Annotated in this window: 12 protein-coding genes; all 12 read left to right on the top strand. The window is 63.6% G+C overall.

Going from position 1 to position 13,764, the window contains the following annotated elements; translation table 11 throughout:
* The first annotated feature begins 49 nt into the window (after positions 1-49).
* The 12 genes from DEM26_RS17055 (at position 50) to DEM26_RS17110 (ending at position 13,136) form a co-directional block, all read left to right on the top strand.
* Entirely contained in the window at positions 50-1,117 is a 1,068-nt protein-coding gene (locus tag DEM26_RS17055) for a 2,3-butanediol dehydrogenase (protein WP_088718331.1), read from the top strand.
* 33 nt (positions 1,118-1,150) lie between these two features.
* Positions 1,151-2,227 (top strand): SDR family oxidoreductase, encoded by a 1,077-nt coding sequence (locus DEM26_RS17060; protein WP_088718332.1) that lies wholly within the window; start codon positions 1,151-1,153, stop codon positions 2,225-2,227.
* Between the two features lie 10 nt (positions 2,228-2,237).
* Positions 2,238-2,522 (top strand): YciI family protein, encoded by a 285-nt coding sequence (locus DEM26_RS17065; RefSeq protein ID WP_038067927.1) that lies wholly within the window; start codon positions 2,238-2,240, stop codon positions 2,520-2,522.
* Complete coding sequence (locus tag DEM26_RS17070) at positions 2,522-3,556, top strand: Gfo/Idh/MocA family protein (protein WP_109172909.1); 1,035 nt, start codon at positions 2,522-2,524, stop codon at positions 3,554-3,556. The genes DEM26_RS17065 and DEM26_RS17070 overlap by 1 nt, the downstream gene beginning before the upstream one ends.
* Before the next feature lies 1 nt (position 3,557).
* On the top strand, positions 3,558-4,538 hold the full coding sequence (locus DEM26_RS17075; RefSeq protein ID WP_088718334.1) for a zinc-dependent alcohol dehydrogenase: 981 nt from the start codon (positions 3,558-3,560) through the stop codon (positions 4,536-4,538).
* A 28-nt stretch (positions 4,539-4,566) separates the two neighbouring features.
* Positions 4,567-5,595 (top strand): ABC transporter permease, encoded by a 1,029-nt coding sequence (locus tag DEM26_RS17080; RefSeq protein ID WP_199224689.1) that lies wholly within the window; start codon positions 4,567-4,569, stop codon positions 5,593-5,595.
* Positions 5,582-6,649 carry a substrate-binding domain-containing protein gene (locus tag DEM26_RS17085; RefSeq protein WP_078571710.1) on the top strand — a complete coding sequence of 356 codons (1,068 nt, stop codon included), beginning with the start codon at positions 5,582-5,584 and terminating at the stop codon, positions 6,647-6,649. The genes DEM26_RS17080 and DEM26_RS17085 overlap by 14 nt, the downstream gene beginning before the upstream one ends.
* An 84-nt stretch (positions 6,650-6,733) precedes the next feature.
* Positions 6,734-9,256 carry an ATP-binding cassette domain-containing protein gene (locus DEM26_RS17090; RefSeq protein WP_199224690.1) on the top strand — a complete coding sequence of 841 codons (2,523 nt, stop codon included), beginning with the start codon at positions 6,734-6,736 and terminating at the stop codon, positions 9,254-9,256.
* Between the two features lie 60 nt (positions 9,257-9,316).
* On the top strand, positions 9,317-10,381 hold the full coding sequence (locus tag DEM26_RS17095; protein WP_109172911.1) for a maleylacetate reductase: 1,065 nt from the start codon (positions 9,317-9,319) through the stop codon (positions 10,379-10,381).
* Positions 10,382-10,395: 14 nt separating this feature from the next.
* Positions 10,396-11,253: an intradiol ring-cleavage dioxygenase gene (locus DEM26_RS17100; RefSeq protein WP_109172912.1), complete on the top strand. Its 858-nt coding sequence runs from the start codon at positions 10,396-10,398 to the stop codon at positions 11,251-11,253.
* Positions 11,254-11,268: 15 nt separating this feature from the next.
* Positions 11,269-12,057 carry an SDR family NAD(P)-dependent oxidoreductase gene (locus DEM26_RS17105; protein ID WP_109172913.1) on the top strand — a complete coding sequence of 263 codons (789 nt, stop codon included), beginning with the start codon at positions 11,269-11,271 and terminating at the stop codon, positions 12,055-12,057.
* Positions 12,058-12,080: 23 nt separating this feature from the next.
* Positions 12,081-13,136: a ketopantoate reductase family protein gene (locus DEM26_RS17110; RefSeq protein ID WP_109172914.1), complete on the top strand. Its 1,056-nt coding sequence runs from the start codon at positions 12,081-12,083 to the stop codon at positions 13,134-13,136.
* Positions 13,137-13,764 lie beyond the last annotated feature (628 nt).

Consider the following 13,764-nt stretch of genomic DNA (forward strand, 5'->3'; position numbering starts at 1 on the left):
CGGATCACAGGCTGCAGTCGCCGCGCCGACAGGACAGGAGGAGGTCGAATTGAAAGCCGTTCGTTTTCACGGAGCAAAGGATATCCGCGTCGAGGATGTGGAGGAGCCGTCCGGGCAGCTTGCCCCCGATGACGTGCTGATCGAGCCGATCATCACGGGCATCTGCGGCACCGATCTTCATGAGTATATCGCGGGGCCGATCGTCACGCCCGCTGAGCCGCATGTCTACACCGGTGCGAGCAACCCGCAGATCCTCGGGCACGAGTTTTCGGCCCGCGTGTTGAAGGTCGGTGATGCGGTCAGCGATGTTGCGCAGGGCGATCGGATCTCTATCCAGCCGCTCGTAGCGCCACGCAATGATTACTACGGAAAGCGCGGTCTCTATCACCTCTCGCCGCAGCTCGGCTGCATCGGCCTCAGCTGGGCCTGGGGCGGCATGGGCGAGAAGGCCGTTGTCAAGGACTACAACGCCCAGCCCGTGCCCGACGCGCTGAGCGACGAGCAGGCTGCGATGATCGAACCGGCGGCGGTTGCGCTTTACGGCGTCGATCGGGGCGGGGTGACGGCAGGCTCCACCGTGCTGGTGTCGGGCGCAGGTCCGATCGGCGCGCTGACGGTGCTTTCGGCCCATGCAGCGGGCGCTAGCACGATCATCGTCTCCGAGCCGAATCCGAACCGCCGCCGGATCATCTCCGAGATTGCTCCCTATGCCTTCGTCGTCGATCCCGGCGCGGGCAACCTTCAGGAAGTCGTGGGCGATCTGACCGAGGAAGGCGTCGGCGTCGACGTGGCTCTGGAATGCGTGGGCCTCGAGCGCTCGCTCAACGCCTGCGTCGAGGCGGTGCGCCGTCAGGGCAAGGTCGTTCAGGTCGGTCTGCACATGAAGCCTGCCAGCATCGACGCCATGCTCTGGGCGCTCAAGGATATCACGGTCGAAGCGACCTGGTGCTACCCGACCCAGATCTGGCCGCGCATCGCGCGCATGGTCGCCTCGGGCAATTTCCCGATCGAGAAAGTCATCACGGCCCGCATCCGTGCCGAGGACGTCGTGGAGAAAGGCTTCGAGGCGCTGCTCGATCCTGCCGGAGAACATCTGAAAATTCTCGTCACCACCTGACGAAACCGAACTGCAAGAAAGGGGCGAAGACCCATGGCTGAACAGAATATTGCGTTGATTGTCGGGGCTACCGGTCTCTCGGGCAGCTACACCGCGCGCGAGTTGAAATCTCATGGTTGGACGGTCGTCACGGTGTCGCGCAGCGACGTCGATCTTGAGTGGTCCGACCGTCATATCGCCGCGGATCTGACCGATGCAGAGGGCAGCAAGGCCGCGCTGGCTGCGGCCAAGGACGTGACCCATGTGTTCTATTGCACGTGGTCGCGTCAGGCGAACGAGGAAGAGAATGTCCGCGTGAACGGGATGATGGTGCGCAACCTATTTGAGGGGATCGCAGGCGCGCCGATCAAGCACGGGGCGCTGGTCACGGGCCTCAAGCATTACCTCGGTTCGTTCGACGACTACGCCAAGGTTACGCCCTACACGCCCTTCCTTGAATCAAGTCCGCGTCTGCCGGGGCCGAACTTCTACTACGCGCAGGAAGATGTGCTGCTGGAGATGGCCGAGAAATACGGCTTCACCTGGTCGGTGCACCGCCCGCACACGATGATCGGCTTCACGGTCGGAAATTACATGAACATGGCGGTTACGCTCGCGGTCTATGCCTCGATCTGCAAGCACACTGGCAAGCCGTTCCTCTATCCCGGCTCGCCCGAGCAATATAACGCGGTCACCGACGTGACCGATGCGCGCATCCTCGCCAAACAGTTCTATTGGGCGGCGACGACGCCGGAAGCTGCGAACATGCCGTTCAACACTGCGAATGGCGACGTCTTCCGCTGGACTTGGCTCTGGGCGCGGATCGCCGAGTATTTCGGCCTCGAGGTCGCGGAATACCCCGGTCACACGACGCCGCTCGAAGAGCAGATGGCGGATGCGCCCGCGATCTGGTCCGAGATGGTGGCGCAATATGGGCTGCAGGACATCCCTGTGACCAAGCTCGCCTCGTGGTGGCACAGCGACGCCGACCTGGGTCGCGAGCTGGAATGCTTCACCGATATGACGAACAGCCGGAAGCTGGGCTTCGACGCCTATCAGAGCACGCCGGACAGCTTCTTCGACGTGTTCGACGAACTGCGCGCGCGCAAGATCATTCCGGCCGGAAACTGAGGAGACCGCAATGCACTACGTGATCCATTGCCTTGACCATGACGGTGCCGTCGACAAACGGCTGGCGAATTACGAGGACCACAAGGCCTATCTGGCTCAGGCGCCAGTGAAGACGGTTATCTCGGGCCCGCTGCTCGCGGATGACGAGGAAACCATGATCGGCAGCTGCTTTGTGCTGGAGGCTGACAGCCTTGCAGAGGTCGAAGACTTTAACCGCAACGATCCCTTCGCGAAGGTCGGTCTGTGGAAGTCCGTCTCGATCCGTCCGTTCTCGAAGCGCGTGGACAATCGCTGATGTCGGGGCCGGTCAAAATCGCCCTCGTCGGGCTCGGCTGGTGGGGGCAGAAGATGCTCTCCGTTCTGTCGAGCGCTCCCGAGGATATCAAGGTCGTCCGCGCAGTGGAGCCTAACATGGACGCGGTGCGCGATCTCTGCGCCGATAAGGGCGTGACGCTCAGCGCGGATTACGCGGACGCGCTGAACGATCCGGAGGTCGAGGCCGTCGTCTTGGCAACGCCGCACTCGCTGCACACGGATCAGATCGCCAAGGCGGTCGCCGCAGGCAAACACATCTTCTGCGAAAAGCCGCTCGCGCTCACTGCGGAAGAAGCCGCTCGTTCGGTTGCGCTTTGTGCCGAGGCCGGGCTCGTCCTGGGCATGGGCCACGAGCGCCGGTGGGAGCCGCCGATCGCCGAGATGCTGGCGAAGGCCGATGCGGGTGAGCTGGGCCGTATCCAGCAGATCGAGGCCAATTTCAGCCACGACAAGTTCGTCGGCATGGACCCGAGCAACTGGCGTGTTCAGGCGAGCGAGGCGCCGGCAGGCGGCATGACCGCGACGGGCATTCACCTGCTGGATCTGTCGGTCCGCCTTCTGGGCCGCGCGGAAAGCGTGCTGTGCATTTGCGAGCAGCTATCTTCGAAACTGCCGCAGGGCGACACGGTCGCGGCCTATGTGAAATTCGCCGGGGGAGGGACCTCCTACGTGTCGGCCTCGCTGTCGAACCCGTTCATGTCCCGCTTCACTGTCTACGGATCGAAAGGCTGGATCGACATTCGCGACAAGGCGCATGTCGAAGCGCCTGACGGCTGGATCGTGACCTCGGCCATGGCCGGTGGCCCGATCGAGACCGTGGAGATCGGCAAGGCCGAGCCTGTGAAGGACAACCTGGTGAGTTTCGCCCGCGCCGTGCGCGGACAGGAAACCTACCCGATCACCGCCGATCATCTGGTCGACAATATCGCGCTGCTCGAGGCGGTCTTCGCCTCCTCCCGCAGTGGTCAAATCGAACGCGTGGCGCAACCCGCCGCAGCGAAAGTTGGAGCCTGACATGAAAGCCCTGATCTTCGACGAACCAAACAAGCCCATCGTGACGCAGGTGCAGACGCCCGGCATCACCGACAACGAGGTGCTCATCCAGTCGCGCCGCGTCGGAATTTGCCATTCCGATTACGAGCTGCTGGCCGGTCAATACATTATCCCGATTTCCTACCCGGTCGTTCCGGGCCACGAATGGGTCGGCGAAGTCGTCGAGGTCGGGAAGAATGTCGACGGGCTCAAGCCCGGGGATCGTGTGGTCGGCGAATGCGTGATCAACACGCCCGAGCGCATCCACCACTTCGGCTTCTCGATGGACGGTGCGGATCGTGAATTCTTCGCCGCGCGTCCCGAATGGCTGCACAAGCTGCCCGATGCGGTGGATGACGCGAAAGGCGCGCTGATCGAGCCCTTCACCTGCGGGTATTACGCGGTGATGCGCCATGGCGGCGTCTGCGCGGCGGATACGGTCGTCGTTTCTGGCGGCGGCACGATCGGCCTCGTCTCGGCTGCCGCCGCGATCGGGATGGGCGCTCGCGTGATCGTGGTCGACCCGGTGCCGCTGCGCCGTGAGATCGCGATGAAGCTCGGTGCGGACGGCACGATCGATCCGACCGACGGCGATCCCATCGAAGCGGTGCAGGAGATGACCAAGGGCGGCGCCGATCTCGTGGTCGAATGCGCGGGCCATCCGGCCTCGCTGGCCAATGTCTTCGACTATGCCCGCGACGACGGGAATGTCTCCATGGTCGGCATCAATATCGGCCAGAAATTCCCGGTCGAGCTGGGCAAGATCCAGATCAAGAACCTCAACGTGCGCGGCTGCATCGGCTCTCCCGGCGTCTGGCCGGCGGCGATCCGGTTCCTGGAGCGCACCGGGCTCGATCTCTCGCCGATCCAGACCCACAGCTACAACATCGATGACGCGATGACCGCGCTGGAGCTTGGCAAGTCGCCCGACAAGGCGGTCAAGGTCACCTTGGAAATCAGCTGAGACGCGACGCGAGGGAGGAGGAGAAATCATGGCTGAGACGACGCCGCATAGCTTCGGAGGCCCGACGGGTCTGATGTCGATGCCCTTGTCGAAGGGCTTCGTCACCATCGTCGCCTCGACGCTGGCGCTCATCCTTCTTTGCGTCATCTTCGCGCCCTCGGCGGTCACCGCCGGGTCGCTGATGGGCAGCCTGCCTTTCGCGGCGGTGCTTGGTATCGTCGGGCTCGGCCAGATGCTGGTGGTGCAGCAGGGCGGCTTCGATCTGTCGGTGCCGGGGTCGGTATCGCTTGCGGTGGTGATCGCGACCCACATGCCCAACGGGCAGGATGCCGGGCTACTGCCCGCACTTGTCATCGCGGTCGGCTTCGCGCTCGCGGCGGGGATCCTGAACGGCATCATGGTCGCCTATTTTCGCCTGAACGCAATCGTTGCGACCATCGGGATGAACGCACTTCTGTTCTCGGCGGTCTTTGCGATCTCCGGCGGCGTGCCGCGGATCACCACGAACCTGCTGGCCCATATCGCGGGCGGTCAGACCCTGGGCATTCCCCATTCGGTCCTGTTCGCCCTCGCTATTCTGGCTCTCGTGTCCTTCGGTCTGAAAAAGACGGTGGCTGGCCGTCGCTTCGAGGCTATCGGAGCCAATCCGAAGGCGGCCCGCGCGGCGGGTCTGAGCGTCAAACCGTATCAGGCGATGGCCTATGTGGCGGCGCAGATCCTTTACTGCACCGCGGGCATCCTGATCGCAGGCATCACCCGCGAACCCACGGCATTTCAGGGCAACAGCCTGCTTCTGCCCTCGGTCGCCGTCGTGGTGCTGGCAGGGACATCGCTTCTGGGAGGGCGCGGCTTTCCGATCTCGGTCGTCATCGCCGCCTTCTTTCTCAATCAGCTAAGCCAGTTCGCTCTGTCGATCGGTGTGCCCTACTCGGCGCAGACCATCGTGCAGGCGCTCGCTCTTGTATTCGGCATCGGGGTCTACTCGATCGAATGGACGAACCGTTTCAAGACAGAACAAACAAGTTCTACAGAGGAGGAGAACCATGAAACTGTCTAACCTGAAAGGATGCGCTGCCTATATGGCGCTGGGGCTTGGAATTGCCCTCTCGGCCTCGGCGGCCAGCGCAGAGGACGCACCTTCCTGGTGCGGCCCGAACAAGGCCTCGCTGGCGCTGCTCGACGGTTTCGGCGGCAATAGCTGGCGTCTGGTGACGACCGCTTCGGGCAAGGAGGAAGCCGCGAAGTGTCCGAGCATCACCGACTACTACTATGCCGACGGTCAGGGCGATACGCAGAAGGCGATCTCCGACATCAACTCGATGGCGGCACGCGGTGTCGATGCAATGGTCGTCTTCGGCGATGCCGGTCCCGCGATCCTGCCCGCGCTGACCAAAGCCTATCGCTCGGGCGCGGTCGTCGTGCCTTACCGCGTGAATGTCGGTGGGGAAGCCGGCAAGAACTACACCCGCTTCGTCGGTGCCGACTTCGTCTATGACGGCGAAAGCTGGGGCAAGTGGATCAAGGAGAACTTCCCGGACGGCGCGAACATCCTGTTCCTGTCGGGCCCGGCGGGCAACAGCCAGGGTCTGGACGAGCTGAAGGGGATGAAGAATATCCTCGACGACAGCTACAAGTTCCTGAACCCGGACCCCTTCGCGGTCACCAACTGGGATCCTTCCCTGACGCAGCAGGTGCTGTCGGCCGCTATCGCGCAGCATGACAATATCGACGTGATCGTGTCCGACTTCGGCCCGTCGCTCGTGGGCGCGCTGCCGGTGTTTGCGAACTTCGACCGCTCGATCCCGGCGCTCGCGACGTCCGACGGCAACTCGCTCGGCTGCTTCTGGGAGAAGGTCCACGCCGACAACCCCGATTTCAAGCTCTTCACGGTCGCGACCGGCAACGACAACGTTCGTCTCGCCGTGCAATGGGCGATCGCGGAAGCGACCGGTGGCACCCCGCCGTCGGAGGAAGTCTTCAAGGCCCCGAACTTCGAGGACTCGACCGATGGGGATCCGAACCCCGTCCAGTGTCGCTCGGATCTGCCCGGTGCGATCTATCTCTCTGCTCAGCTTTCGGGTGACGAGCAGGCGAAGGCCGTCGGCCAGTAACCTCCCCTGTCTCCGGGCGGCGCTATCCGCCCGGAGATACCCGCGCCAACCCCTCAGATCGGCGGAACTAAACGGATGATAGCATTGGCTGAAATCGAACCGATGGAGAAGGCGGACGGGCTCCGCGAAACGTCAACGGGCACCCCCGTGATCCGCTTGCGCGGCGTGTCGAAATCCTTCGGGGCGGTCCGCGCCCTGAGCGACGTGAGCGTCGACATTCACGCGGGCGAAGTGCACGCGATCCTGGGCGAGAACGGGGCCGGGAAATCGACCCTGATGAATCTGATCACAGGTGTTCTGCAGCCCAGCACCGGCCGGATCGAATTCGACGGGCGTGATGTGATGCCGCTCTCGCCGGAAAGCTCGTCGGCGCTTGGCGTCGCGATCTCCTATCAGCACCCGGCGATCTTGCCTGACATGACGGTGCTCGAGAACCTGCAGGTGTCACTGCCTGCCTCAGTTTTCCAAGGCGAACGCAAGGACCGCGTCGGGAAGCGTCTGCTGGAAGAGGTCGGCCTTGAGGTGCCGCTGAACGCGCGTGTCGATACGCTGACCATCGCGCAGAAACACCTGCTGGAACTGGCGAAAGCGCTCGCCGTCCAGCCCCGTGTGCTTATTTTGGATGAACCGACGGCCGCGCTCGATCAGGACGCGACGGATATGCTTTTCGCGAAGGTTCGGGCGCTGAAGGCCTCCGGCACCGCCGTCATCTATATCACCCACCGTCTCGCCGAGTTGCGTCAGATCGCGGATCGCGTGACCGTGCTGCGCGATGGCCGTCACCGGGGAAGCGCGCCTGCGAGCGAGATCAGCAATTCCCAACTTCTGGATCTGATCGTCGGGCGCCGTCTTGCCTCTGCCTTCCCGCCGAAATGCGCCGACGCCAATCCCCCGATCAATTTCGAGGTCGAAGGCCTCAGCGGGCGCAAATTCTCGGATGTGGCCTTCGCCTTCGGACGCGGCCAGATCATTGGCGTCGCCGGTGTAGAGGGCAACGGCCAGTCCGATCTGATGCGCGCCTTGGTGGGCCTTCAGCCCTATCGCGGCGCGATCAAGCTCCACGGTCGCACGCTCTCGCCGAAAGAGTTGAAACACGCGGCGGCCTTCATGCCGTCGGATCGCCATACGGAAGGCCTCGCTGCGGATTTGACGATCCGGGAAAACGCGACCTTCGCCTCGCTCGACAAATATGCCTCGAGCGGCGTTCTGGATCGCAGCAAGGAAATGCAGAAAGTGCAGGAGGTGTTCTCCTCGCTGGCGGTGAAAGCCGCGGGCGTCGAGGCGAAGGTCTCCCAGCTTTCGGGCGGCAACCAGCAGAAGATCGTGATGTCCCGCGCGCTTCTGTCGGAGCCGGGCTTCATCGTGGCCGACGAGCCCACGCAGGGTGTCGATGTCGGTGCGCGCTTCGAGATCTACCGGATCCTGCGCGAAGTGTCCGATGCGGGCACGCCGGTGATTGTTAACTCTTCGGACGCGGCGGAACTGGAAGGGCTGTGCGACATTGTTCTGGTCATGTCGCGGGGCCGTATCGTCGAGACGCTGCGCGGCGATGACATCACCGAAGCCCGCATCGTCGGTGCTGCGGTCGAAGCTGACACGCATGCCCATCACGTGGCCGAGGAACGGAGCGCGAAAGAGGGCTTCGGCGCGAAGCTGCGCCATTTTGTGCAAACCGACAACGCGACCATCGTGCCGCTTGCGCTGGTGACCGTGCTGCTCGCGCTCTTTGTGAGCGCGCAGAACGAGAATTACCTGTCGTCCTTCAACGTCTCGAACATCCTGATCCTCGCCACCGCGCTCGGCTTCATCGCGCTGGGGCAGACCATTGCCTTGCTGATGGGCGGGATCGACCTGTCGGTCGGGCCGCTTGCCGGTTTCCTCGTGGTGATCGGGTCGTTCTTCATCAACGATGGCAGCCCGGCCTCGACAATGGCGCTCGGTTTCGCGCTGATGTTTGGCGCAGCGATCGTCGTCGGATTGATCAACGGCGTGCTGATCCGTTTCGCCAATTTCACACCCATCGCCGCGACCCTGGCGATGTTCATCGGCCTGCAGGGCCTGAGCTTCGTGCTGCGTGAGGGCCCGGGCGGCTACATCTCCTTCGACGTGATCGATACGCTCACCCGGAGCTTCGGGCCGGTCCCAATCGCCTTCGTGGTGATGATCGTGATCGCCATCGCGATGGAGCTGGGTCTGCGCCGCAAGCGGGCAGGGTGGCAGCTTCGCGCGGTCGGCTCGCACGAGGAATCCGCGCGGCGGATCGGGATACGCACGGATCGGACCTTCGTGCTCGGCTATATCGCCGTGTCGCTACTGACCGCACTGGGTGCGATCATGCTGATGGCTCAGATCGGCGTCGGAGATCCGGCGCAGGGCGTGAACTACACGCTGGGCAGCATCACCGCGGTCGTGCTGGGCGGCACCAGCCTTCTCGGCGGGCGCGGCACCTTCATCGGCTCGCTGCTGGGCGCGGTGCTTCTGACCGAAGTGCTCAACGCCGTGTCCTTCCTCGGGTTGTCGCAGGCCTACCAATACGGCTTCCAAGGGGTGCTGATCCTCGTGGCGGCGCTCATCTACACGACCGCGCGTCGGCGCCGCGAGGAGTAACCTCGCGGCCCACGCTGGCTCAATTCAACGCCTCGTATCCGCGAGGCGCAGGGAGGAACCATGCCTGAAGCGTTCATCTACACATCCAGCCCCGGGCGTATCGTCTTTGGCTCCGGGACTTTGGCGAAGGTCGCCGAGGAGGTGGAGAGACTGGGCTGCGCCCGCGCGCTGATCCTGTCGACGCCCTTCCAGAAAAACGACGCCGAGGCGCTTGCGAAAGACCTCGGGGAGATGGCGGCCGGAACCTTCACCGAAGCCGCGATGCACACGCCCGTCGCCGTGACCGAGGCCGCGCTCAAGAACTATAACGAGACCAAGGCCGATTGCGTCGTAGCGCTCGGCGGCGGCTCGACCATCGGTCTGGGCAAGGCCATCGCCTGGCGCAATGACGCACCGCAGGTGGTGATCGCGACGACCTATGCCGGCTCGGAGGCGACCGACATTCTCGGCCAGACCGAGAAGGGGCAGAAGACGACCGTCCGCGACCCCAAGATCCGCCCGGAAACTGTGATCTACGACGCCGATCTGACCTTGGGCCTGCCGGTCGCGATGAGCGTTGCGAGCGGGTTGAACGCTATGGCCCACGCGGTCGAGGCGCTCTACGCGCCCGATGCGAACCCGGTCACGTCGCTGATGGCGGTCGAAGGGTTGCGTGCCTTGAAATCGGCGCTGCCGCGGATCGTCGAGACGCCGGACGACAGAGATGCCCGGGCCGATGCGCTCTACGGGTCGTGGCTCTGCGGCACCGTGCTGGGCGCGGTCGCCATGTCGCTGCATCACAAGCTCTGCCACACGCTCGGCGGCGGGTTCGACATGCCCCACGCGGAAACCCACGCGATCCTGCTGCCGCATACCGCCGCCTATAACGCCGCGGCGGCGTCTGCCGAACTGGCGCGCGCGACCGAGCTGTTTGGTGGCGATCTGGGCGGCGGACTCTACGACTTCGCGCGCTCCATCGGCGCCCCTCTCGCGCTGGCCGACTATGGCCTCAAGGAAAGCGATCTGGCGCGCGCCGCCGATATGGCCGTCCAGAACCCCTACAAGAACCCGCGCGAAATCACGCGCGACGGCATTCTCGACCTGCTGAGCCGCGCCCATGCCGGGCAGCGCCCCGTCACGACCTGATAGGAATGAATGACATGACCCAAGAGCCGAAGATCGCCTATTTCACCGAGGAAGCCTCGGTCGAAACCGTCAACGCCCGGGTTTCGGAGAGCACCGATCCGCGCCTCCAGACCGTGATGGCGAGCCTCGTCCGCCACCTGCATGCTTTCGTGAAGGACGTCGAGCTGACGCAGGCCGAGTGGGATATCGCGATCGATTTCCTCACCAAGACCGGACAGATCTGCGACGAGAACCGTCAGGAGTTTATCCTGCTTTCTGACGTGCTTGGCGTCTCCATGCTGGTCGATGCGATCAACAACCGCCGCCCGACCGGGGCGACCGAGAACACGGTGCTCGGCCCGTTCCATGTCGATGGCGTGCCGGAATACGAGATGGGCGCGAACATCACGCAAGCGGGCGGGCGCGAGACCTGCCGCTTCTATGGCACGGTCACCGATCTCGACGGCAACCCGGTCGAAGGCGCGCGGATCGACGTCTGGTCGGACAGCGAGGACGGCTTCTACGACGTCCAGCAGCCAGACATTCAGCCGCGCAACAACAATCGCGGCGTGTTCACCACGGGGCCGGACGGGCGCTACTGGTTCAAGGGGATCAAGCCGGTCTCCTACCCGATTCCCGACGACGGTCCGGTGGGTAAGATGCTGGGTAAGCTCGGGCGTCACCCGTATCGCCCGGCGCATATGCATTTCATCGTCAGCGCCGAGGGCTTTGATCCGGTGACGACCCATACTTTCGTGGCGGGCGACAAATACCTGACCTCGGATGCGGTGTTCGGCGTCAAGGAAACCCTGATCGCCGAGTTCACCCCGGTCGAAAACGGCGAAACGCTGTGGGAGTCCAACTACGATTTCGTGCTGCACCGCACGACCTGAGCAGGGGAGGATATCATGTCTGAACAAGAGCAAATGGGCGGCGTCGTCGTTACGGGTGCCGCACGGGGAATTGGTCTCGAGATTGCGCGGCGCGCCGCGGCGGCTGGATACGGCGTGGTGATCGCCGATCTTGATCAAGAGGCTGGCGCGGAGGCCGCCGCAGCCCTCACCGCCAACGGTAGACGCGCGATCTTCTGCAAGACCGACGTGACTGACCGGGCTGCAACCCGCGCGGCCATTGCCGCCTGCGAGGCGGAGTTCGGCTTTCTCCATGCCATAGTCAACAACGCAGGTTTCAACCGTCCTCAGCCTTTCCTCGAGACGACCGAGGAAAACTGGACCCAGATCATGTCGGTCAACGGCATGGGCGTGATGATCGGCATTCAGGAAGCGGCGAAGGCGATGATCGCGGCCAAGCGGAAAGGCAAGATCATCAGCACCGCCTCGATGGCGGGCCGCGCCGGCTTCGGTGATTTCGCCCCATATTGCGCAAGCAAGGCCGCGGTCATCAGCCTGACGCAGGCGGCGGCCCGCACGCTCGCGCCGCACGGAATCACCGCCAATGCCTTCGCTCCCGGCGTGGTGGAGACCGATCTCTGGACGGTGCTCGACAAGGACTTGATGGAAATGGGCGTCTCCTCCGAGCCGGGTGAGGCCCTGCGCAACTTCGCCGCCGGGATCCCGCTCGGCCGGACTTCGACGCCCGCCGATGTCGCCGGAACGGTGGCTTTCCTGCTCTCGCCGGACTCCGATTACATGACCGGCCAATGCCTGCAGATCGACGGCGGGATGATCATGCAATGACCGCAACCGAGGAGATACGCCCGATGACGAAGCAAACCCCTTTCCCTCGGATCGCCTTTATCGGGACCGGTGCGCAGGGCGCATCGGTCGCCGCCGATTTCGCGCTGGCCGGGCTCGACGTCACCTTCATCGACCAGTGGCCGGCGCATGTCGAGGCGATGCGCGAGAAGGGGCTGACGGTCAATCTGCCGACACGGCAGCTGCACACGCCGGTCAAGGCGTTGCATCTGTGCGAGATCGCCGAAATCAAGGAGCCCTTCGATCTCGTCTTCATGGTGGTGAAAGCCTATGACACCCGCTGGGCGGCGGAAATGATCAAGCCGGTTCTGGCGGAGCACGGGTTCGTCGTGGGACTGCAGAACGGCATGACCCACGAGGCGATCGCCGACATCGTCGGCGCGCATCGCACGATCGGCGCGGTTATCCAGATTGCGTCGAACATGTGGGAGCCGGGGATCACGACTCGCCAGAACGACACGGACGAAAGCTGGTTCGCGCTTGGCGCGCTCGACCCCGAGCAACAGCCGCGGGTCCACGACGTCGCCGATATCCTGCGCAATTCCGGCACCGTTCAGGTGGTGGACGATATCCGCTCGGCGAAATGGATGAAGCTGGTGGTGAATGCAGCCGAACTGATCCCCACGGCGATCATCGACACCGCGATGCGCGACAGCGTCCGCGACCCCGAGTTTCTCGAAGTGATGCGGCGCGCCGGCTATGAGGCAATGGAGGCAGCACTCGCTGACGGCGCCACCATCATGCCGATCATCGGGATGCCGCCGGTGATGAGTAACCACCCGGAACGCTATGTCGACGAGATCTTCGACGAGGTCGTTCGAACCTTCTCAAGGGACGACACGCTGACGACTTCGCTTCAGGATTGGCGCAAAGGCCGTCGCGCCGAGGTCGACGAGGTGAACGGGCTGGTGGTCGATTTCCTCGAGGCGCGCGGCAAGGCGGCGCCGATGAACCGCAAGGTCGTGGAGATGGCGAAGGAGATCGAGGCCGGCCGGCGCAGACACCACCCCGACAACGCGCGCGAACTTGTGGCGCATTACCTGGGGCTGGCGCAGGCTTAGCGCGGAACTATCGGGCGTCGTCGCGCCGAACTGATTGACCTCGATTTTTCCGGAATGAGCTTCTACGCATCTCGGAAATGATCGGCCTGTTCTTCTTCGACGCGCAACTCATCGATAATGAGCGGAGTTCTTCAGTTGTTGGCTTGATCTGCGCCTCGGTCATGGCATGCACCGGACCCCTCGCTTCGTGTCTGAACTCGAAGCTGTTTTCACCCTACGGAATGAATCCGAAGGCGACGGCGTATCACAGAAAATTGGGTCGTTAGCGTCCTGCGTTCTCCAAGACCGGACCTTCGTGGCGCGCGCAGCGAACGACCGCTTCCCGCCCTTCCTGCTTGGGCGCCGCGATCGATCCAAAGCTGCCTTTCGTCATTGGTCGAGCGCTGCAACGCAGCTTCCCAGAACCGGTCATTCGGACAAGTATGCTGATTAGAGGGCATAGCGGCCGTCATCTCGCATGTTTGGATAGCACATGATTGCTTCTTAAGACGCGGCTGCTGGGTCTTGGTCCGCGAGAAGCGTAGCAGAACCACGCAAGGCGGTTATCGCGTGATGCGCTCGGCAGATTGACCTGCCACGGGATTTTTCCTCCACCATCGATTAGAGTCCGACCCAACTTGAGGACGGA

This window comes from Thioclava sp. NG1, assembly GCF_003122275.1.
Taxonomy (GTDB): Bacteria; Pseudomonadota; Alphaproteobacteria; order Rhodobacterales; family Rhodobacteraceae; genus Thioclava; species Thioclava nitratireducens.

Coding starts and splice junctions, on each gene's coding strand:
- DEM26_RS17105 (WP_109172913.1), top strand. CDS start 11,269: ATGTCTGAACAAGAGCAAATGGGCGGCGTCGTCGTTACGGGTGCCGCA.
- DEM26_RS17085 (WP_078571710.1), top strand. CDS start 5,582: ATGAAACTGTCTAACCTGAAAGGATGCGCTGCCTATATGGCGCTGGGG.
- DEM26_RS17075 (WP_088718334.1), top strand. CDS start 3,558: ATGAAAGCCCTGATCTTCGACGAACCAAACAAGCCCATCGTGACGCAG.
- DEM26_RS17095 (WP_109172911.1), top strand. CDS start 9,317: ATGCCTGAAGCGTTCATCTACACATCCAGCCCCGGGCGTATCGTCTTT.
- DEM26_RS17065 (WP_038067927.1), top strand. CDS start 2,238: ATGCACTACGTGATCCATTGCCTTGACCATGACGGTGCCGTCGACAAA.
- DEM26_RS17060 (WP_088718332.1), top strand. CDS start 1,151: ATGGCTGAACAGAATATTGCGTTGATTGTCGGGGCTACCGGTCTCTCG.
- DEM26_RS17080 (WP_199224689.1), top strand. CDS start 4,567: ATGGCTGAGACGACGCCGCATAGCTTCGGAGGCCCGACGGGTCTGATG.
- DEM26_RS17070 (WP_109172909.1), top strand. CDS start 2,522: ATGTCGGGGCCGGTCAAAATCGCCCTCGTCGGGCTCGGCTGGTGGGGG.
- DEM26_RS17100 (WP_109172912.1), top strand. CDS start 10,396: ATGACCCAAGAGCCGAAGATCGCCTATTTCACCGAGGAAGCCTCGGTC.
- DEM26_RS17110 (WP_109172914.1), top strand. CDS start 12,081: ATGACGAAGCAAACCCCTTTCCCTCGGATCGCCTTTATCGGGACCGGT.